This is a genomic window from Shewanella avicenniae, from assembly GCF_017354945.1.
GTDB lineage: Bacteria > Pseudomonadota > Gammaproteobacteria > Enterobacterales > Shewanellaceae > Shewanella > Shewanella avicenniae.
On sequence record NZ_CP071503.1, the window covers coordinates 611,995 to 632,498 of the forward strand.

Annotated in this window: 17 protein-coding genes; 11 read left to right on the forward strand and 6 right to left on the reverse strand. The window is 49.4% G+C overall.

The genetic code is table 11. The annotated features are described in order from the left end of the window. Positions 1 to 410: 410 nt before the first annotated feature. The 3 genes from JYB87_RS02595 to JYB87_RS02605 all read right to left on the reverse strand — a co-directional run bounded on the left by JYB87_RS02595 (position 411) and on the right by JYB87_RS02605 (position 3,167). Positions 411 to 1,172: a hypothetical protein gene (locus tag JYB87_RS02595; RefSeq protein WP_207355359.1), complete on the reverse strand. Its 762-nt coding sequence runs from the start codon at positions 1,170 to 1,172 to the stop codon at positions 411 to 413. A gap of 147 nt (positions 1,173 to 1,319) precedes the next feature. Beyond that, entirely contained in the window at positions 1,320 to 2,417 is a 1,098-nt protein-coding gene (locus tag JYB87_RS02600) for an ISAs1 family transposase (RefSeq protein ID WP_207355058.1), read from the reverse strand. Between the two features lie 108 nt (positions 2,418 to 2,525). After that, a complete protein-coding gene (locus JYB87_RS02605; protein ID WP_207355360.1) occupies positions 2,526 to 3,167 on the reverse strand; it encodes a hypothetical protein in 642 nt (213 codons plus the stop codon). A gap of 617 nt (positions 3,168 to 3,784) precedes the next feature. Here JYB87_RS02605 and JYB87_RS02610 point away from each other — a divergent pair. Further along, positions 3,785 to 4,240 carry a GNAT family N-acetyltransferase gene (locus JYB87_RS02610; RefSeq protein WP_207355361.1) on the forward strand — a complete coding sequence of 152 codons (456 nt, stop codon included), beginning with the start codon at positions 3,785 to 3,787 and terminating at the stop codon, positions 4,238 to 4,240. 121 nt (positions 4,241 to 4,361) lie between these two features. Here the strand turns inward: JYB87_RS02610 and JYB87_RS02615 are convergent, their stop codons facing one another. Next, complete coding sequence (locus JYB87_RS02615; RefSeq protein WP_207355362.1) at positions 4,362 to 5,168, reverse strand: peptidylprolyl isomerase; 807 nt, start codon at positions 5,166 to 5,168, stop codon at positions 4,362 to 4,364. Between the two features lie 709 nt (positions 5,169 to 5,877). Between JYB87_RS02615 and nifH the strand changes: the two genes are divergently transcribed. The 10 genes from nifH (at position 5,878) to fdxB (ending at position 15,114) form a co-directional block, all read left to right on the forward strand. Then, positions 5,878 to 6,753: a nitrogenase iron protein gene (nifH, locus tag JYB87_RS02620; RefSeq protein WP_207355363.1), complete on the forward strand. Its 876-nt coding sequence runs from the start codon at positions 5,878 to 5,880 to the stop codon at positions 6,751 to 6,753. Between the two features lie 48 nt (positions 6,754 to 6,801). Beyond that, entirely contained in the window at positions 6,802 to 8,271 is a 1,470-nt protein-coding gene (gene nifD / locus JYB87_RS02625) for a nitrogenase molybdenum-iron protein alpha chain (RefSeq protein ID WP_207355364.1), read from the forward strand. Between the two features lie 74 nt (positions 8,272 to 8,345). Beyond that, positions 8,346 to 9,917, forward strand: a complete 1,572-nt coding sequence (gene nifK, locus JYB87_RS02630; protein ID WP_207355365.1) for a nitrogenase molybdenum-iron protein subunit beta — start codon at positions 8,346 to 8,348, stop codon at positions 9,915 to 9,917. Positions 9,918 to 9,986: 69 nt separating this feature from the next. Continuing rightward, positions 9,987 to 10,208, forward strand: a complete 222-nt coding sequence (nifT, locus tag JYB87_RS02635; RefSeq protein ID WP_207355366.1) for a putative nitrogen fixation protein NifT — start codon at positions 9,987 to 9,989, stop codon at positions 10,206 to 10,208. Positions 10,209 to 10,220: 12 nt separating this feature from the next. Further along, entirely contained in the window at positions 10,221 to 10,910 is a 690-nt protein-coding gene (locus tag JYB87_RS02640; RefSeq protein ID WP_207355367.1) for a NifB/NifX family molybdenum-iron cluster-binding protein, read from the forward strand. Continuing rightward, positions 10,910 to 11,185: a hypothetical protein gene (locus JYB87_RS02645; protein WP_207355368.1), complete on the forward strand. Its 276-nt coding sequence runs from the start codon at positions 10,910 to 10,912 to the stop codon at positions 11,183 to 11,185. The genes JYB87_RS02640 and JYB87_RS02645 overlap by 1 nt, the downstream gene beginning before the upstream one ends. A 227-nt stretch (positions 11,186 to 11,412) precedes the next feature. Continuing rightward, positions 11,413 to 12,867 carry a nitrogenase iron-molybdenum cofactor biosynthesis protein NifE gene (gene nifE / locus JYB87_RS02650; RefSeq protein ID WP_207355369.1) on the forward strand — a complete coding sequence of 485 codons (1,455 nt, stop codon included), beginning with the start codon at positions 11,413 to 11,415 and terminating at the stop codon, positions 12,865 to 12,867. A 10-nt stretch (positions 12,868 to 12,877) separates the two neighbouring features. After that, complete coding sequence (gene nifN / locus JYB87_RS02655; protein ID WP_207355370.1) at positions 12,878 to 14,257, forward strand: nitrogenase iron-molybdenum cofactor biosynthesis protein NifN; 1,380 nt, start codon at positions 12,878 to 12,880, stop codon at positions 14,255 to 14,257. Then, positions 14,254 to 14,745: a NifB/NifX family molybdenum-iron cluster-binding protein gene (locus JYB87_RS02660; RefSeq protein ID WP_207355371.1), complete on the forward strand. Its 492-nt coding sequence runs from the start codon at positions 14,254 to 14,256 to the stop codon at positions 14,743 to 14,745. Before nifN ends, JYB87_RS02660 begins: the two co-directional genes overlap by 4 nt. Before the next feature lie 84 nt (positions 14,746 to 14,829). Further along, the gene (gene fdxB, locus JYB87_RS02665) at positions 14,830 to 15,114 is read left to right on the forward strand and encodes a ferredoxin III, nif-specific (protein ID WP_207355372.1); all 285 of its coding nucleotides are present in this window, start codon (positions 14,830 to 14,832) and stop codon (positions 15,112 to 15,114) included. A gap of 722 nt (positions 15,115 to 15,836) precedes the next feature. On the opposite strand, the gene JYB87_RS02670 is transcribed toward fdxB, so the two are convergent. Both JYB87_RS02670 and JYB87_RS02675 read right to left on the reverse strand, forming a co-directional pair. Beyond that, a complete protein-coding gene (locus JYB87_RS02670; protein ID WP_207355373.1) occupies positions 15,837 to 17,360 on the reverse strand; it encodes a carboxylesterase/lipase family protein in 1,524 nt (507 codons plus the stop codon). Between the two features lie 195 nt (positions 17,361 to 17,555). Then, the gene (locus JYB87_RS02675) at positions 17,556 to 19,982 is read right to left on the reverse strand and encodes a glycoside hydrolase family 3 C-terminal domain-containing protein (RefSeq protein WP_207355374.1); all 2,427 of its coding nucleotides are present in this window, start codon (positions 19,980 to 19,982) and stop codon (positions 17,556 to 17,558) included. Between the last annotated feature and the right edge of the window lie 522 nt (positions 19,983 to 20,504).

A 20,504-nucleotide genomic window follows, 5' to 3' on the forward strand; every position in this document is an offset into this window, starting at 1 on the left:
GCTTTTTTGTTGGTGTTGCTTGCAGCTGCGGTGTTTTGTCTGCTGATTGACGAGTTGTTTGCGAACTCTTCGCGCTAAATCGCTTGCAGCGGGCTTTGATTTTATGGCTTGCAGCCATTGCAAGCTGCGCTTGCTAACGTCGTGGAACTACTCGTTCCACACCAGAGGACAAGGGGGCTAGACGGCTTCGCCCCCTTATCAATCCCCCTGCCGCCCCACGGCGCGAAACGCTCCGGCGCTTCTGGTTTGCCATCTTCGCAAATCGCTCTGATTCGTCATCCATGACTCACCATCGCTTCTCGATATCCATATCTCGATTGCTCGATGTCTGCCCAACGCACCTACACCGCGCCGAAAGGGAATCGGCGTTGCCTGTTAGCTACTTAATTTGGCATAAACTCATAAATTTTTTAAATAAGATCTGACTCAGAGGCAATATCTTTGACACTATTTTTTGGCCCATTGACAATTATCTCACCTGCATTCAAACCATCTGCAACCTTTTTACTTGTTTTCGCCAATTTTACTTCTCTTTCTTTTTCCAGTTTTGCAATAAGTTTAGTCAGTCCGGGAATATTCTTTAATTTATCTAAAGATTCAGAAAGTTTAATGCTTTTATCTAAAGCATCCATTACTGGATGGTCAGTAGTTTTATAATCAGAAATCAATTTACCTGGGTTTTCAGTATTTACTTGCAGCAAGTTAAACAAGAGTTTGGCTCTTAACTCCTCAGATAGTCCCACGTCATCAATCTCTTTTATTTGACCTGAAAGTCCTTCAAATGTCTTACTTAAAACACCTTTGTGAGTGTATTCTTCAATAAGTCTTTTTGAAAGATTAGATTTTTTATTTGCCGAATAAGCTATCCATAAAACAGGTAAGTAGAGAGGTAATATTGATAATAGCAATTTTGGAGTGTCAGATATTACAGAAATTAAATCTTTACCCAAAGCTGCAAGTAGATAGATATCGACTCCAAATGGAATCAAAGAAATTAACACTAAAGTAGCAATAGCTCTTCCAAAATTTTCTTTATGTCCGGAAAGTTCTGATGTCTCAAGAGTGATCTTTGCATCATAAGCACTACTTAAACCAGCAGTAAGAGCATTAGGTAACAGTTTGTTTATTCTTGAGTAAATATCATCATAACCACTTGAATAAGTATTGAACATTTCTTCTATTGATTTTGAGGTATCTTCTTTTATCTTTTGAATTTCTTCAACAGATAATTTTTTGTGGTTATCCCATTCCTGCTTTAATTCGGAGTAATTTTGACTTAACTCATCATAAGCAGGGCCGGAGCATACTTTGATTAGTTGCTAACCAAAGAACACTTTTTTACGGTAATCATCGCTCCACCCAGCTTGTTTTAGTTTGTTTCGCTGGCTCGGTGAGCCGCAATCACACTGCCGCAGCATATTCATTACGAAACGTCTGAACAGTGCAATGTTTTCGACTGCACCTTCTAGTGCTATCCGCGACTCATCTTCTTTAAATACAACATCTAGCACGTAATGTTGACTGTTCTCAATCCGCCAGTGCTGACGAATGTAGTGCCCAAGCAGTTTGTGGCGTGGGGACAGCGAACTCACATAGTAACTGGTATCTATCGTTGTGTTCCGCCCCTCTGTACGATGTCGCTCTACAGCAATGATACTCCTGATGGTTGGCCACTTTTGTGCAAGCTCCTCTGGCAATTTCGCCTTGAGCTGAAACACATATCGTTCTTCCTTGCGGCCATGAGCCTCTTGTCTAACTTCGGTGACAACTTGCTCTTTTTTAGCATCAAAAACAGTCTGAAATTGAGACTGAACAGCGTTCCAAAGCTTGGGCTGGTTCTTCTTGACTTGAACCACAACATGCGCCTTTTTCTCACTGATTTTTTCCAACGTTTCACGCTGACAATGCAAGGCATCTAGGGTAATCACTGCACCATTAAGATTTAGGACATCGAGCATCTGACGAACGACACTGATTTCACCCTTCTTGTTTTCTGTTGGCTGCTGGCTAAGGACCAGTCCGTTTTCAGTATCGTAGGCAGTGACCAGTTGCAACGCAGTCTTTGAATCATTGCGGTAAGCGCCTCTGAGCACTTTGCCATCGAAGGCAATGATGGGCTTGCCAGTATGTGTCCGCTGCTCATTTACCCAATTCAACAGCGCTTCAAGCAGCGACTCCACAACCACAGTGCGCAAGATACGAGCGATGGTGTGCCGCCGAGGAATGCCATGATTAAATGGGCGAAATTTTTGTAGCCAGGGAAGTTTACTATCACCATAGGTTTCAATGTCTTGCCAGCCTTCAGCACCCGACATAATAGCGCTTAAGACAAGGAACATGACGTCCACAAGGTTATGCCTTTGGTTGATGTCAGAGCGTGTTTCTTCAACAACCGTCAAGTGTTCAAGTAAGTTCATCAGGGCTACTACTTGCGAAATGGGCAGCTATTAGATCACAGCATGGTGCCACACTCAACACTAGCTACAAAAGTACGATCCCGCCCTGCATCATAAGTACCTTCTAATTCATCCTTCATTCCAGATATATTCAACATTTCCTTCATTATCTTCATTGGAGTAGCCAATTATTTCATCTCTAAGGTCTTTTATCTTTGAATGGAAGCTAGTTATATTTCGTAAAATACCTTGTGATTTAGAATGAAACTCAGCTATTTCACTAGCTTGTAAGTTGGAATTTTCAACATCCTGCCGAACTTCTTCTGCCTTTTCAAAAAGGATGTTTAAATTTTCTAGAAATGATTCTAGCTCTTCTTCTTTTTCTTTTGACTTGCTCAGGCTTGAAAGTAATTCTTCATAATTTGATTCTACTTCAGATTTAGTATTCTTTATCAAATTTAAAGCGTCTGTTATTTCTGAATTACTTTGTTCTATATACTCAAATTTACTTTTTATGTCATTGCTAATCTCTTCAACTTCTTCTTTTATTTTTTTTACAATTGTACGAAAACTAGTTGCTGATCTGGCGGCGGTTTGAGCTTGACTTTGACTTTCTGATGGCGATTGAGTTTTGTCATCTAACAGCTGAATTTTATTATTTATTTCTTCAAGTTGTGATTGAATTCCATGGATTGATTTTTCAACAGGAACAAATCTTGCCCAAATTTTTTCAATTTCACTCGCATTGGTCTTTTCTATACCATATCCCATAATCTTTTCCCTATTTGGAATACTAAGCAATACAACATATTACACTTTTATAGCATCTACATCTTACGATTAAAATTGCTTACGAACTGATTTTTGGATGGTTGTTCCGAAATTTAACTAATTCGTCTACATCAATCACCATTAGTGCATGCGTCAATGGTGATTCAGAGATATAGAAGTTATCAATAGTATCTATCTTGTCAGCTGAAACCTGAAACGTTCAGGCGACACTGATTCCCCTTGGCGCGGCGAAGGTGCGTTGGGTAGGCATCGAATAATCTAGGCTTTCGCCATTTAATAGGTAAGAACAACACTGATTTGGCGGGAGTACTCCGATATTCCTCAGCACAGACGAACCAGTGACCGTCCGGGACGCCGAGGATCGAGCGCCCATGGATGGGTTCACAGCGTGTCACTGGATCGTCTGTGCATAAGCCCGCTGCAGGCGATTTAGCACGATAGAGCTTATCGGCAACAATCGTATTGTCAGGTGAAACTTGAAACGTTCAGGCAACACCTTTATGGCTGCAAGCCATAAACAAAAAGATCAAAACGAGGTTTTGACTAACCTCCCGAACCCTAGATATAAAGAATGCTCAAACCACTTGGAGCATTCGATGCAAATCACTATCGACCCGTTGACCTCTGCCGACATCATCGGCTTGCTGCAACAACACTTGGATGACATGTACGCCACATCTCCCGCCGAAAGCGTGCATGCGTTGGATTTGGACAAACTGCGTCAGCCGGAGATTACCTTTTGGAGTGCCAGAAAAGACGATGAACTGCTGGGGTGTTTAGCGCTGAAAGTGCTCGATGGTGACCACGCGGAATTGAAATCGATGCGCACCGCGCCTGCAGCGCGTGGCAAGGGTGTAGCGTCGGCTTTGCTACAACATGCGTTGCTACACGCACGTGCGCAGGGGCTCCGCCAAGTGAGTTTAGAAACTGGCACTATGGCTTACTTCGCCGCCGCCCGCAGCCTCTACCGCAAATTCGGTTTTAGTGACTGCCCACCGTTCGCTGATTACCAACTCGACCCCAACAGCGCCTTTATGACGCTGCACCTATAAGCGCTTGTTGCTGAATAGTCACAGCTTTAATTCAATTTTTTGATCGGACTTGGTGACACAACGGTCAAGCAGAGCCAACTCCCTTTGGCTCTGCAGCGGTGCGAGTAGCACCCGCGAAGCCTTATTTATTAATTTGGGCTTTGGCTTTCAACGATGCCACATACTCAGCAAAGCGCTTTTGTTGTACATAGCCGTTGAGCTGTGGTGCCATCTGCTCAAGGGTTGGGTGACGTTTGTCTTCCAGCTTAATCACATGCCAACCGAACTGGGTGTGTACCGGCGCTGAAATCTCGCCTTTTTTCATTGTGCTCAGGGCTTTATTAAATTCGGCCACCATAGTGTCGGGTTTGAACCAACCGAGATCACCCCCATTTTTCGCTGATGGGCCGGTTGATTTGGCAATAGCGACTTGGGCAAAATCAGCGCCTTTTTGTAGTTCAGCGATGATCGCTTTGGCTTCTTCTTCGGTTTTTACCAGAATATGACGCGCTTTCAGCTCTTGGTTGAACTCGATGATTTTAGGTTCTAACTCTTTGTAGGCTTGTTCGATATCGGCACTGGTTACTGGGTGTGTTGCTTGGTAGGCAAGGTTGGCTTGGCTTGCCAACACATCGTCGCTGCGCAGTTGGATTTCATTGATCACTGCTGGCTGTTTATCTAAGCCTTGGCGCTTGGCATCTTGCACCACCAGTTGTTGGTTGATGAGGTCGTTAATCGCGTCTGTGCGGCTGATACTTTTTTGTTGCTGCTCAGAGATGGCTTTGACGTAGGCATCCACAATCGCGTTAGTAATGGGTGCGCCATTCACCGTGGCGGCCACATTATTGGCGGCGGTGTCAGCGGCGCTACACAGTGGGCTAACGCTGGCAAGGGTGAGGCCTAAGAGTGAAGCAAGCAGTAACGAGGCACGGTTAAGTTTTGGAGTCATAGTAAACAACGGCTTAATGTTAATGGAAGAATTAGCGCCGATTGTAGCAACAGCCCATGACGGTTAATTTTACCCACATTGGCTTTTTTGCATTCGCTGACAAAATTTTTTACTGCGTGAATTCACTGCAAAGACCGAATAATCCTTAACATCACCCTCTCAGGCAACCGCAATTCCACCTCGGCGCAGTGAAGGAGAGACATACTTGAAGCACCTTTGTGCATTCAAATTACACATCAAATCCTGCAGGTGTACTCTGACATTCCCAGCACATGCGGACTTGTGGCCGTCGCCAGCAAGGATGCTGGCGTCGAGCTTACACGGATGTACTTGCAGCGTGCCACAAGGATGCGTGTGCATAAGCCCGCTGCAAGCGATTAACCACATTAAAACTATCAGGCACCATCAGTGCCACATGGAATAAACCAACTCCCAAACACCACCAGAGCGAAGCTCAGAATGACATCCGTCATCCACCAACCATCCCCCAACAACCAAAGCAAATTACAACAATTTGCTAACAAACAAACTTGTTTCAAACACGACAAACACACAGTTGTTTGTTCGAGTGTCATCCCCATTGTTCGCCATGTGACAAGTAAAATATTCAATAAAAACATGTTGATATCATGTTTGGCTGACCTTGGCGCAGTTTTCGCACTTAATCACTCGAATTGTTTATTCAAAACATCCTGAGGAGGGAAACATTATGGCAATTCGTCAATGTGCGATTTACGGCAAAGGGGGTATTGGTAAATCTACCACTACTCAGAACCTAGTAGCGGCACTGGCCGAAGCAGGTAAGAAAGTGATGATCATCGGCTGTGACCCAAAAGCTGACTCAACCCGTTTGATCCTGCACTCAAAAGCGCAAAACACCATCATGGAAACTGCGGCTGAAGCCGGTTCAGTAGAAGATATCGAACTGGAAGATGTATTGAAAATCGGTTACGGCGATGTACGTTGCGTTGAGTCAGGTGGTCCAGAGCCAGGTGTGGGTTGTGCAGGCCGTGGTGTTATCACTGCGATCAACTTCTTGGAAGAAGAAGGCGCTTATGAAGAAGACCTCGACTTCGTATTCTACGACGTATTGGGTGACGTGGTGTGTGGTGGTTTTGCGATGCCAATTCGTGAAAACAAAGCTCAAGAAATCTACATCGTTTGCTCTGGCGAAATGATGGCGATGTACGCGGCAAACAACATCTCTAAAGGTATTTGTAAGTATGCGGCATCAGGCAGCGTACGTTTGGCAGGCCTTATCTGTAACTCACGTAACACTGACCGTGAAGATGAGTTGATCATGGCGCTGGCAGCCAAAATCGGCACCCAAATGATTCACTTCGTACCGCGTGACAACATCGTACAACGCGCTGAAATCCGTCGTATGACAGTTATCGAATACGATCCAACCTGTAAGCAAGCTGATGAATATCGTGCATTGGCACAGAAAATCATCAACAACAAAATGTTTGTGGTACCAGAGCCTTGCACCATGGATGAGCTGGAAGACCTGTTAATGGAATTCGGCATCATGGAAGTGGAAGACCAAACAATCATCGGCAAAACCGCGGCTGAGCTGGCTTAATCGCGCAGGTGATTTCTTTTTCAAGCATATATCCAAGAGGAACATGCGATGGAGATGAATAAAGAACAAGCCCAGGCCTTGATTGATGAGGTGCTGGAAGTCTATCCAGAGGCAGCCCGCAAAGATCGCGCTAAGCATATGGCGGTAAACGATCCTGCAAACGCTGGCAGCAAATGCATTACCTCTAACCGTAAATCGCAACCTGGGGTAATGACCGTACGTGGTTGTGCCTATGCAGGTTCTAAAGGTGTGGTGTGGGGCCCAGTGAAAGATATGATTCATATCTCTCATGGTCCAGTGGGCTGTGGTCAGTACTCTCGTGCTGGTCGCCGTAACTACTACACTGGCGTGACGGGTGTGAATGCGTTCGGTACGCTGAACATTACTACTGACTACCAAGAACGCGACATCGTGTTCGGTGGCGATAAAAAGCTGGCCGCTGCCATTGATGAGCTGGAGCAACTGTTCCCGCTGAGCAAAGGTCTGTCAGTGCAATCTGAATGTCCTGTCGGTTTGATCGGTGACGACATTGAAGCGGTTGCGCGCCAAAAAGGCGAAGAAATTGGCAAAACCATCGTGCCAGTGCGTTGTGAAGGTTTCCGCGGTGTGTCTCAGTCGCTGGGTCACCACATTGCGAACGATACCATTCGCGATCACGTGTTGGCGCCAAACGAAGGCAAAGAGTTTGAAAGCACAGATTATGACGTTGCCATTATTGGTGACTACAACATCGGTGGTGACGCTTGGTCTTCTCGTATCATCCTTGAAGACATGGGGCTCCGCGTTGTGGCGCAATGGTCTGGCGATGGTACTTTGGCTGAGATGGAAAACACCCCTAAGGTCAAACTGAACCTGGTGCACTGTTATCGTTCCATGAACTACATCGTACGTTACATGGAAGAAAAGAACGGCATACCTTGGATCGAATACAACCTTTTTGGCCCAACCAAAATTGAAGAATCAATGCGCAAGATCGCTGCATTCTTTGATGAAAAAATCCAAGCGCAAACTGAAGAAGTGATCGCTCGCTATCGTGCGCAGTGGGAACAGGTTGTTGCCAAATACCGTCCACGTCTGCAAGGCAAATCAGTGATGTTGTATGTCGGCGGTCTGCGTCCACGTCACATCATCGGTGCTTACGAAGACTTAGGCATGGAGATCTGTGGTGCCGGTTATGAGTTCGCCCATAACGACGACTACGTGAAAACCACCCCTGAAATGAAAGAAGCCACACTGCTGTTTGATGACGCCAGCGCTTACGAACTCGAAGAGTTTGTGAAGAAGCTGAAGCCAGATTTGATTGGTTCAGGCGTGAAAGAAAAGTATGTGTTCCAAAAAATGGGCTTCCCATTCCGCCAAATGCACAGCTGGGATTACTCAGGCCCTTATCACGGTGTTGATGGTTTCGCCATCTTTGCCCGCGACATGGATCTGACCCTGAACAACCCATGCTGGAAAAACATGCAGGCCCCTTGGGCGAAAGCGGAACAAGCAGCGGATCTGGCCAAAACTGCGTAATTGCAGTGTGAAGCAGTATCGATTGATAACCCGAGCCGGAGTTCACAGATTAGTGGCACGGTAGGAGAATAGTCATGACGCAAAAAGTTGAAGATATCAAAACTGGTTATGCGTTATTTAAGCAACCAGAATATCAGGAGCTGTTCGCTGGCAAACACGCGACTTTTGAAGAAGCCGTTGAAGAAGCCAAAGTCAAAGAAGTCTTTGACTGGACAACCACCAAAGAATACCAAGAGATTAACTTTAATCGTAAGCACGTCACCATTGACCCTGCGAAAGCCTGTCAGCCATTAGGGGCTGTACTGTGCGCGCTGGGCTTTGAAAAGACCTTGCCTTATGTGCACGGTTCACAAGGTTGCGTGGCTTACTTCAGAACCTATTTTAACCGTCATTTCAAAGAGCCTGTTGCTTGCGTATCAGACTCAATGACTGAAGATGCAGCGGTATTTGGCGGCCAGAAAAACATGTTTGCTGGTCTGCAAAACGCTTATGCACTCTACAAGCCTGAAATGATTGCCGTTTCAACCACTTGTATGGCAGAAGTTATCGGCGACGACTTGAACGCCTTTATCGGTAACGCCAAAAAAGAAGGTTACTTGCCAGAAACTGTGCCAACGCCGTTTGCGCACACCCCAAGTTTCGTGGGCAGCCATGTGACCGGTTGGGACAACATGTTTGAAGGTATTCTGCGCTATTTCACTCTGAACGAGATGGAAGGCAAGGTAGTGGGTAGCAATGGCAAGATTAACCTCGTGCCTGGCTTTGAAACTTACCTTGGCAACTATCGCGTGATCCAGCGAATGCTCAAAGAAATGGATGTTGACTATTCCTTCCTGTGTGATCCATCTGAAGTGTTGGATACACCGGCAGACGGTGAATATCGGATGTATGCAGGTGGCACCAGCATCGCTGAGGTGAAAGATGCACCGAACGCGATTGCGACCCTGATGCTGCAACCGGATCAACTGACCAAGTCTACCAAGTTCGTCAAAGACGTTTGGAACCAAGACGTACCCGCACTCAATATCCCAATGGGCTTAGAGTGGACTGACGACTTTGTGATGAAAGTGTCTGAACTGACGGGTAAGCCAATCCCTGCCTCTATCACCAAAGAGCGCGGTCGTTTAGTCGACATGATGACTGACTCGCACACTTGGTTGCATGGGGTGACTATCTCTATCTACGGCGACCCAGATTACCTGATGGGTATGTGCAAGCTGCTGACTGAATTCGGCTGCGAAATCAAGCATGTACTGTGTCATAACGGTAGCAAGCGCTGGCGCAAAAAGTTGGAAGCACAATTGGCAGAAACACCTTACGGTGCCAATGCTCAAGTGTTTGTGGGTAACGACTTGTGGCACTTCCGTTCACTGATGTTTACCGATAAGCCTGATCTGATGATCGGTAACTCATACGGTAAGTTCATTGAGCGTGACACCAAGGCGAAAGGGCCAGAGTTTGAAGTACCTTTGGTACGCATTGGCTTCCCAATCTTTGACCGTCACCACCTGCATCGCAGCGCCACCATGGGCTACGAGGGTGCTATGTACGTGCTCACCACAGTGGTGAACGAAGTACTGGCCAAGCTGGACCGTGAGACATCGGACTTAGGCAAAACTGACTTTGCGTTTGACCTAGTTCGCTAAGCCGTAAGCCAGCAGTCTTCGGACTGCTGGCTTGTGCTTTATGCCACAGACCCAAAAAGAGGAATCACCATGGCAAACGTAATGATTCAGTACAACGAGCAGGGGCAATTTTGTCTCTATCTGCCCAAGAAAGATCTGGAAGAGGCCATTACCCATTTTGAGTTTGATGAGGATAATCGCTGGGGTGGTGAAGTCCATCTGGCGGATGGGGCGATCTACTACATCGACCCAATGCCATCTCGGCCAAAATTGCCCATAACCGTGCGCGCGAAGCGGTTACAGGCGGCTTAAGGAGGAAGGGCAATGGCACGATTTATTTCTGATGAAGCAGCTCTGCGAGTGGCGATGGCCAGCCGTAATCTGCCTGATATCGAGTTAGTTTCACTGCTGGGGTTGCTGGTGCAACATCTGGGTGAACCTTTGACTGAAGATAAGTTAGCGGGGTTATCACCTAAGGCGTTTCGGTTGATGATCAATTCACTCTCTGACGTGCCGACCCGCAAAGAGGTTAACGAAGCCTTGGCGACCTTAACCAACAGTGATGTGGCCTCGGTGGCCGCACCAGAAATTATCGACGTACCGCCATTGCTCGGCCCCAAGTTGACCGTAGCCGTGACCTCCAATCAGGGCGAAATGATCAACGGCCATTATGGCTCGTGCTTGCGGGTGTTGGTCTATGAAGTCAACGCCAGCGAACATCAGCTGGTGGATATTCGCCAAGTGGATGCTGGGCTTTCCGGTGAAGCCCGCGCCGAACATATGCTGACCTTGCTTAAAGGCTGTCAGATGCTGTTCACCCTGTCGATTGGTGGCCCAGCCGCTGCGCGCGTCACCCGCGCCAATATCCATCCGGTGAAAAAGCCGGTGCCAGAAGAAGCCGAGATCGCGCTGAAAAGCCTGAGTTCGGTGATCGCGGGCAACCCGCCACCGTGGATCCGTAAATTGCTTGGCCTCACTGAGTTGATGCCAACACTGGCCATGGAGGAGGAATAATGTCGACCGCCGCTCAACAACGCATCTCCGCCATTGGCGACCGAATCGCGGCTCACTCAGTCATTAACGAACAGGTGTTGATTGAAATGCGCAGTGAGTTCCCCACACTGAAATTTACCCTCTGTTTTGAAGATGACTTGGGTGAGCGCGAGCCTTATATCAGCTACCCGAGCTTTGATTTGCATTTAATGCAACTTCGCCCCGGCAGCTGTGCAGGCTTAACCTTTTCACCCGATGACTGCTCAGGCATCGTGGTGGCATTGCATTTGGATTGAGCATCTTGATTGAGCCAATTGTTTGAAGATAGTTGCTATCCGATAACCTTGTTTTCGGCTTTGTCGCAAATACGACAAAGCCGCTTTTTTTATGTCGGTTGTTAAACTGACAATCTATCAAAAACAACAAGTTAACTCTTGGCTTCCAATTTGCACCTTACTCATTACCGCGTCACGAACAGGCCAAAAAGGTCTGGGTGAACCAACCGACGTAAGGAGCAAGTGCCATGAAACCCTCTGAGATCCGCTTACTTCAGGATGAACCTGCCTGTGAACATAACAAAGGCAGTAAAAGCGGCTGCGCGCGGCCCAAGCCTGGCGCGACGGCTGGCGGCTGTTGTTTCGATGGCGCGCAGATCAGTTTGTTGCCGATTGCCGATGTCGGCCATATCGTCCACGGCCCAATTGCTTGTGCGGGCAACAGCTGGAATAACCGCGGCACCCGCGCCGTCGGCTCGAACCTATTTCGCCTCGGTTTTACCACAGATTTAAACGAGCAAGATGTGATTATGGGGCGCGCCGAGAAGCGCTTGCTGCATGCCATCAAGCAGTTGATTGAAGAACATAATCCACCGGCAGTGTTTGTTTACATGACCTGTGTGCCCGCGTTGGAAGGCAATGACATTGAAGCGATTTGCAAACTGGCGGCCGAGCGCTGGCACAAGCCAGTGATCCCCGTCGATGCCGCCGGTTTTTATGGCAACAAAAACCTCGGTAACCGTATCGCGGGCAGCGTGATGGTTAAGCATGTGGTCGGCACCGCTGAGCCACCTGCAAAGCCGCTGATGCAGCACGACCCATCGCGCAAAGTGCACGACATTGTATTGATTGGTGAATACAACATCGCCGGCGAGTTTTGGCATGTGTCTCCGCTGTTTGAAGAGGTGGGCTTGCGGGTGCTGTGCTGCATGGCGGGCGATACCCAGTTTCATCAAATTCAAACCATGCACCGCGCCGATGCGGCGATGGTGGTGTGTTCACGGGCGCAGATTAACGTGGCGCGTTTATTAGAAGAGCAGTGGGGCGTGCCGTGGTTTGAAGGCAGTTTTTACGGCATTGAAGACACTTCTGCGGCGCTGCGTGGCTTTGCCAAACTGCTCAATGACGACAAGCTGACAGCACATGTTGAGCAAGTGATTGCCCGTGAAGAAAGCCGTGTGCGTGAGGCGCTAAAACCGTTTCGTACAGAACTCGCTGGCAAACGGGCACTGCTCTATACCGGCGGGGTGAAGTCATGGTCAGTGGTGTCAGCGCTGGGCGAACTCGGCATTGAAGTGGTTGCCACTGGCACCAAAAAATCCACCCAATCTGACAAACAACGCATCATCGACATCATGGGCGAAAACGCTTTGATGCTGGATGAAGGCGGCGCGCGACAACTGATCAGCACCTGTCGTCAGCACAATGCCGACTTGATGATTGCTGGTGGCCGCAACATGTACACCGCCCTGAAAGCCAAGCTGCCGTTTTTGGACATCAACCAAGAACGCCACCACGCCTACGCTGGATATCAAGGGATGATCACCCTCGCCGAAGAGCTAGTGCGCACGCTGAATAGCCCGATTTGGAGCGCGGTCAGAAGTGCCTCGCCGTGGGACGCTAGCGCCGATAACTCTGCGGCACTCACCTCATTAACGCCAGATCTGAGTACGGATTTGGCGGCGACAGATTTCAAGGCATAAGGAGCACCGCATGGCGATCATTTCTAAACAAAACACGCCGCTGGTGACCCAGCCGCTGAAAACCAGCCCCGCGACCGGCGCGACCTTGGCCAGTCTCGGCATCAACCGTTGTATTCCGCTATTGCACGGCTCGCAGGGCTGTGGCGCCTTTGCCAAAGTGTATTTGATCCAGCATCTGCGCGAGCCGATTCCGCTGCAAAACACCGCCATTGACCAAGTGGCGGCGGTGATGGGCGGTGATGAAAACCTGTTTGAAGCCTTAAAAACCCTTTGCAGCAAAGAAGCGCCGGAGATTATCGCGGTGATGACCTCTGGCTTGACCGAAATGCAGGGCACGGACACTTACCGCGTGATTGCCGATTTTAAACTGCATCACCCAGAATTTGCCGCTACGCGCATTATCAACATGGCCACGCCCGACTTTAACGGCTGCATGCAAACTGGCTTTGCCGCCTGTGTTGATGCCTTGGTGCGTCAGCTAGTGCAGCCGCCATCAGGCAGACAACGGGCACGCAAACAGCTCAATGTGCTCTGTTCCGTGGGCATGACCAGCGCCGACATTGAAACGCTGAAACGCTATCTCGATGCCTTTGAACTGGATGCGGTGATGGTACCGGATCTGTCGCTGTCGCTCGATGGTCATCTGGGGGATGACGATTTCTCGCCCACCTCAACCGGCGGCACCTCTGTGCTGGAAATAGAACAGATGGCGGACAGCGCCGCCACCTTAGTGCTGGGCGGCTCGCTGATGAACACCGCCAACTGGCTCAAGCAACGGTTTGATATTCCAGTAGTGAGCTGCGACATGGGCATGGGTATCAAAGCGATGGACAGCTTAGTGATGCAACTGGCCAAACTCAGCGGTAAGCCGGTTCCCAGTTGGATCAGCCGGGCGCGGCGCCGTTTGCAAGATGCCATGCTCGACTGCCATTTTGTGCTGAGTAATGAGTCAGTCGGCATCGCCTTGGAGCCTGATCTCGCCATCGGTTATTCCACCTTGCTCAGCGAAATGGGCATCAAGCAACCGCGTATTGTCACCACGGTGGATATGGCTGGACTGGCCGATTTGGATGCAGCGGAAGTGATCATCGGCGATATCGCTCGGCTTGGCCAAGTGGCGCCGCAACTCAAGTTGGTGATCAGTAACAGTCACGCCGCGGCCTTGTTTGAACCCGAAACCCCTGTGCTGCGCGCCGGTTATCCGTGCCACGACCAGTTCGGCAATATGGATCTGCGCCAGTTTGGTTATGAAGGCAGCCGTGAGCGTTTATTCGCGCTGGCTAACCTTGTGTTGCATCACCATCAAGATGAAGTGACACCCCATATCAGCAGCTATCGCTTTGGTGCCGAGCAGGTTACCCCGGCGGCCACGGCTAAGGAGCGCGCATGAGCACTTTTCACGGCTACTCAGAACGCAAATTACACATAGAACCGCAGCCGCGCGAAGGCGAATTTCCGCTAAAAGTCGCCTTTGCTACCGGCAATCGTCGCCAAGTGGAACAACATTTTGGCAGTGCCCGCGGCATGTTGATTTATGGCGTGGATAAAAATGAATGGCGCATTTTGGAGGCGATTGAATACGCCGAAGGCGAACAACGTGCCCACGACCGTTTACCTGCGCGGATTAACGATCTAGCAGGTTGCGCCGCGGTGTTTTGCAACGCCTGCGGGGCGTCGGCGATTCGGCAACTGCTAGAGCGCGGCATTCATCCGGTCAAAGTGGCTGAAGGCGTTGAAATTCACTCTTTGCTGCAAGAGTTACAACAAGAGTTACAGGGCAAACCGATGGGTTGGCTGGCGCGTTCACTCAAGCAAGTGCAGCGCGCGCCAAGAGGTGAGGCCGAACGTTTACAGGCTTTGATGGATGAAGAGTGGTGAACAAACTGCGATAAACATCAATTTAACACTTTGTATTTAATGAATTTTAATAACACAGCTACAGCATAATAAGGGAGCAAAAAAATGAGTAATGTCGTGGGTTATACCCGTGGGGGCGCAGAGTGGGAGCCGCAGTATATCGAGGCAATTAACCAAGATAGCTGCATCGGCTGTGGCCGCTGCTTTAAAGTCTGTTCACGTAATGTGTTTGATTTGGTTGAAAAAGAAGATGCCGATGAAGACGATCTTTACGATGAAGAAGTGATGATGGTAATGGCAATCGCCGATGGCGACGATTGCATCGGTTGCCAAGCTTGTTCAAAGGTGTGCCCGAAAGGGTGTCATAGCTTTGCGGCAAAAGCTGCTTGATGCCGCTTTTGGGTGGTGACGTCGCCAGTTGCCTTTAGGTATCGAGTTTTATCTGTGACCACTGGCGTTGTTTGCTATTAATTGCCTGCCGCAGGCTTATGCACACGCATCCTTGTGGCACGCTGCAAGTACATCCGTGTAAGCTCGACGCCAGCATCCATGCTGGCGACGTCCACAAGTCCGCATGTGCTTGGAATTTCGGAGTACATCTGCCATATCCTGAGTTCATTTAGAATCTTGGTGATGTTGTTGCATGACTAACATCTGGTCAAGGTTAATGATTTTGCTGTGATTTCTGTAGGTACTATTACAAATCTAAAAGTAGCTAAGTGTTAGACGTTTAACGCTGAGTACGCAGGTTACACCGATTCCCCCTTGGCGCGGCGCAGGTGCGTTGGGCAGTCATCGAGCAATCGAGTCATGGACGACGAGAAGCGATGGTGAGGTATGGATTCCGAATCAGAGCGATTTGCGAGAATGACAAACCAGAAGCGCCGGAGCGTTTCGCGACGTGGGGCAGTTAGGGGATTGATAAGGGGGCGAGGCTGTCCAGCCCCCTTGTCCTCAGGTGTGGAGCGAGTAGCTCCACGATTTTCCAAACGAAGTTTGATATGGCGCAGCCATAGAGCTCGCCCGCTGCAGCAGGCGAACACCATCACTCCATTTATCTCGGTGCGATAAATCCAATAAGCGACGGTGAAGACCGTCGCAATCCTCAAGTATTATCCCCGAGCATGTTGAAAAAACAGATCTATCGCTTCGAGTTGCTCAAGGTTGGCTACTGCGCCAACGGTTGGCGCTGGGGTGAAGTGCAACACTTGTGGGGCGGCGTTATCCCATGCTGGCCAAACAGGTAAGCCTGCACCATTGGGATTACCGGTTTTAGCGAAGTTCACCCAATAGCTCGACATGGTATCGGCAAGTTGTTGGTCTTCTGCTGTCCATGCCCGTGGTGGCATTAGCAGATCAAACACGAACGCCATTTCTGCCGCGTGGGTCGGGCCGAGATCTGGCATGTTCGGGAACGCCGGTGGCGTGTGATTGAAGTAGTAGCTATAGACCGCGCCAGTGCCGGTTTTACTTTGCAGTTTGGCCCAAGTCCAGCTGTGCCACGCAAAGGCGAGATCGCGGAATAGGTGTTGTTGGGCGGTTAAGGCTTCTGCGTCATTACTGGCAGGATAGGCGTTAAAGCCGATGTCACTATCAGCGCCAAACTGCGCTTGCAGCAGTTGTTGGAATTGTGCCAGCGTGGTTTGTTGAACGAACAATGAACCTTCGGCGGCGTTGCTGCCGATCAGAATCGGGGTGTCATTTTGTTGGCTGTTTTCATACAAAGTGACAGGATCGTCTGCAATCACGTAGCCATCAAACGCCGGCCAAGAGGATTCCAGTACCAATTCGCTCACGCGTGGGAAGTTGGCCAACAGCTTCTCGGCAGGGAGGGCGCGCAGTTCGGCCAATGATAACCCGGCAGTTGCGCTAAATTGACTGCCCATCGCTTCAGCTGCGGGTAGCGGTTTAACGCTTTGGCCGATGTTGCCGTTTGCGACCGCATTACCAAATGAGGCGCCACTTTCAGCAATCGCTTTGTGGAATAAGCCACGCGCCAGCGGTGACGCCGCCAGTAAGCTCACGGAAATAGCACCAGCAGATTCGCCCATAATGGTGACGTTGTCAGCTAAACCGCCAAAGTGATGAATGTTCTGTTGTACCCACTTGAGTGCGGCGATTTGATCCAGCAGGCCATAGTTGCCTGAGCTACCTTGTGTGCTTTCGGCCGACAAATCAGGATGAGCAAAAAAGCCTAATGGCCCTAAACGATAGGCGATACTGACAAATACCACCCCTTTTTTTGCCAGATTCTCGCCATTGAAAATTGGCTGTGCGGTCGAGCCAAATGAGTAGCCACCGCCATGGATCCACACAATCACAGGCAGTTCTTTATTGTCGTCAGTGGCCGGTGACCATACATTCAGATACAAGCAATCTTCATCGCGGCGTTGCCCCGGCACATCGGTAAAGGCGCTGGAAAGTTGTGGGCAGGCTGGCGCGAATTCCACTGCTTGCTTGATGCCTTGCCATGCTTCGGCAGCGGCGGGTGCTTGCCAGCGGAGTTCACCGATAGGCGGCGCTGCATAAGGGATACCTTTGAATATTGCTAAACCTTCTTGCTGGATTCCAGCGACTTGCCCAAGTTGCGTATTGGCGACGGGTTGTTGAGCTTGATTAAGGGAGAACAGCGACATAATAGGCACCCTCTAGGCATTGGATTAAGGCCGAAATATAGCGCTCTTTGCACGCTATGTATCAGATGATGAAGCGGTTTTAATGGGTTAAACAATTTTTTGAAAACTAAGAATTTTGAAAACTAAGAGGGCTAGGCTATTTGCCCTCTTAGCTCCGAGTAGGCGTCGTTGACTACCGCATGCTTATGCCAGTAGTTACTTCACCATTGCTAACGCGCCGTGGGTGGTCGTCGAGACCACAATCTCGTTATCCACATGTACCGTCAGTGGTTTGATTTTGCTGACATCAGACGATGGCGCCACGTATAACTGATAATCACCGGCTTCAACCACCCACGCATCGCGGCTTGGGTCAAAGCTGGCTAACAGTTCTGGTGTCACCGTCAGCTGTACCTTTTCACTTTTGCCTGCGGGCAACAGCTGGGTTTTGCTAAAGGCTTTCAGCTCATACGCCGGTTTAGTGAGTTTGGTTTGTGGCGCGGCGACATACAGCTCAACTACCTCTTTACCGGCCACTTTGCCGCTGTTGCTGATGTTGGCGCTCACGCTTAACTTGCCCGCAGCCCCCTGTTGATTCAAGCTGTTATGACTGACTTTGATATCGCCGTAGCTAAACTGGGTGTAGGACAAACCAAAGCCAAACGGGTAGGCGACTGGCTGCTGTTTGGTGCTGTAATAGCGGTAACCCACCAACAAGCCATCATCATAGTGGACGATGTTCATGTCGGGGTTGTGCTTATCCGGCTTACCGGGGAAGCTTGCCGCAGACGGCACATCTTGGTAGCGCACAGGGATGGTTTGCGCCAGCTTGCCACTTGGGTTGACCTTGCCAGACAGAATATCGGCCACCGCATAACCCGTTTGTTGGCCGCCCATGTAGGCCAGTAAAATACTATCGACTTTATCTTGCCACTCGTGAGTATCGACCAAGCCGTTGATATTGAGTACTACGGTGGCGGTTTTACCTTGAGCGTGGAACGCGGTTGATACGGCATCAATCAACGCTAACTCTGCTTCACTCAGCAAGTAATCGCCACGGGTTTGTGTGCGGTCTTCGCCTTCACCCGCTTGGCGCCCAAGGGTAATAACCGCCGCATCATCGGTTTTTGCCGCCGCAGCAATCAGTTGTTGTAACTCAGTGTTACCCGCCAGTGTTGGCTCTTCTGCCATTGGGAACGCGCTCAACAAGCCTTGTTGGTCGTGTTTATTTTGCTGCCAATAGCTTTGATAGTAGGCGCTGACTTGTGAATTCACTTTAAACGGCTCGGCCAAGCCTTCGGCGATGGTGATGGCGTGAGCAGAGTTGACTTCGCCACTACCGGTACCGCCTTTGAGAGTGTTGATTTGTACCGTACCGAACGAGGCCAACTTGCTACCACTGGCATATGGCAGTGCTTGCTGGCTGTTTTTCAACAGTACCATGCCTTCCGCGGCGGCTTGGCGCGCCAGTTTGCCGTGGGCGACGAGATCGGGATCGTTGTGATATGGCAACTGCTTGAACGAAGGTGTTTTTTGAATCTGGGTCAAAATCGCCAGTGCGCTGCGGTCAATATCGGCATCGGTCAGCTCACCACGCTGATAAGAGGCTTTTAAATCCTGTTTTAAACCGCCCGGCTCTATCAAATCGTTGCCCGCTTTAATTTGCATTGCGGCAGAGTCATGGTCGGCATCGGTAATATAACGTCTAAAATCGGTGGCTAACCCATACACATTGCTGGCAAACCAGTCAGACATCACTAAGCCATTAAAGCCCCATTCGTGGCGCAGTACGTCAGTGAGTAAGTCCTTACGTTGGCCAGTGTATTGGCCGTTAAGCAGATTGTAGGAGCTCATGACTGCCCAAGGTTGGGCTTCGGTCACCGCGATTTGAAAGCCGCGCAGATAGATTTCGCGCAGCACCCGTGGCTCAACAATTGAGTCACTGAAAAAACGGTTGGTTTCAGCGTTGTTGGCGGCAAAGTGTTTGATGGTGGCGCCGACACCGTTGGATTGCACCCCGCGTACAATGGCTGCGGCCATTTTACCGGCGATGACTGGGTCTTCAGAGTAGTATTCAAAGTTACGCCCAAGCAGCGGATTACGCTGAATGTTCATGCCGGGCGCCAACAGAAAATCGACCCCATAACGTTTCACTTCATCGCCTTCCGCTTTGCCAACCGCTTCAACTAATGCGGTATCCCAGCTCGACGCCAGCAGTGAACCAATCGGCCAGCTGGTGGCATAAAAGGTTTGCTCGGTGCCTTCGCGGGTGGGTTTGATACGCAGCCCTGCAGGGCCATCGGCCAGCTTGATGGCGGGAATATCAACCGCATCGTTCTTCACCCCGTTGATGTAACCAGCCACGCCTTCAACGGCGAGCTTTGGGTCAAGGTTTATGGCTGGGTTACCGGCATAGGTGGTCAGATCCATGCCGGGGCCCGCGAGCAAATCCAGTTTTTCATCAAGCGATAGTTGCGCCAGCAAAGCTTTGGCTTGTTGGCGATAGGCGTTTTCAGCCTGTTGATAATGCTTGCTTTGAGGTTGTGTTGTAGGGGTAGAGTCAGTTTCCATACAAAAACCTGTTTGGCTTGCCATACCCAGCGCGACCGCAGCGCAGGTAAGGCTCTTCTTAAATTGAGACAAGTTATACTCCATTTGCTGATGGGATCAGCGACAACGTTAATGAAGTCGGCAAGGTAATTATTATGGTAATTGCCGAAATGCGAATGGTGTTGCGACATCGTCAATATCAACGATTGATGATGTAGTGCCACTGTAGCACGTTATGTTGGCGATCAGGCTAATCCAATAAACAGTTACAAATTCCTACGGTAACAATCGCCACTTTGTTTGAAAGCTCGGTGTTTACTGCTGCATTGGGGCATAAATTGGCGGAGTTAGCGGCGATAACGTGGGATTGAGTGATACCGTAATTCAAATTCAACTTGCTGAAAATCTAGAGTTTTTGTCCTAATTTTTGTCGACGCACTTCACGTCATCCTTATATTCGCTATTTCGTTCACATAATTTTAATAAAACCACCCTTGTTACATTAGCCATTGGTCTATAAGTGACCAATTTCGCGGTTTGACTTTGGAAAAAGGCGCCTAATGCGACCAAACTTGAGGTGGCAGTTCAAGTACGCATCTAAGTGGTTGATGTGAG

Excerpts from the sequence above, each read along its gene's own strand:
- JYB87_RS02595 (WP_207355359.1), bottom strand. The coding sequence starts at position 1,172 with ATGTTCAATACTTATTCAAGTGGTTATGATGATATTTACTCAAGAATA.
- JYB87_RS02600 (WP_207355058.1), bottom strand. The coding sequence starts at position 2,417 with ATGAACTTACTTGAACACTTGACGGTTGTTGAAGAAACACGCTCTGAC.
- JYB87_RS02605 (WP_207355360.1), bottom strand. The coding sequence starts at position 3,167 with ATGGGATATGGTATAGAAAAGACCAATGCGAGTGAAATTGAAAAAATT.
- JYB87_RS02610 (WP_207355361.1), top strand. The coding sequence starts at position 3,785 with ATGCAAATCACTATCGACCCGTTGACCTCTGCCGACATCATCGGCTTG.
- JYB87_RS02615 (WP_207355362.1), bottom strand. The coding sequence starts at position 5,168 with ATGACTCCAAAACTTAACCGTGCCTCGTTACTGCTTGCTTCACTCTTA.
- nifH (WP_207355363.1), top strand. The coding sequence starts at position 5,878 with ATGGCAATTCGTCAATGTGCGATTTACGGCAAAGGGGGTATTGGTAAA.
- nifD (WP_207355364.1), top strand. The coding sequence starts at position 6,802 with ATGGAGATGAATAAAGAACAAGCCCAGGCCTTGATTGATGAGGTGCTG.
- nifK (WP_207355365.1), top strand. The coding sequence starts at position 8,346 with ATGACGCAAAAAGTTGAAGATATCAAAACTGGTTATGCGTTATTTAAG.
- nifT (WP_207355366.1), top strand. The coding sequence starts at position 9,987 with ATGGCAAACGTAATGATTCAGTACAACGAGCAGGGGCAATTTTGTCTC.
- JYB87_RS02640 (WP_207355367.1), top strand. The coding sequence starts at position 10,221 with ATGGCACGATTTATTTCTGATGAAGCAGCTCTGCGAGTGGCGATGGCC.
- JYB87_RS02645 (WP_207355368.1), top strand. The coding sequence starts at position 10,910 with ATGTCGACCGCCGCTCAACAACGCATCTCCGCCATTGGCGACCGAATC.
- nifE (WP_207355369.1), top strand. The coding sequence starts at position 11,413 with ATGAAACCCTCTGAGATCCGCTTACTTCAGGATGAACCTGCCTGTGAA.
- nifN (WP_207355370.1), top strand. The coding sequence starts at position 12,878 with ATGGCGATCATTTCTAAACAAAACACGCCGCTGGTGACCCAGCCGCTG.
- JYB87_RS02660 (WP_207355371.1), top strand. The coding sequence starts at position 14,254 with ATGAGCACTTTTCACGGCTACTCAGAACGCAAATTACACATAGAACCG.
- fdxB (WP_207355372.1), top strand. The coding sequence starts at position 14,830 with ATGAGTAATGTCGTGGGTTATACCCGTGGGGGCGCAGAGTGGGAGCCG.
- JYB87_RS02670 (WP_207355373.1), bottom strand. The coding sequence starts at position 17,360 with ATGTCGCTGTTCTCCCTTAATCAAGCTCAACAACCCGTCGCCAATACG.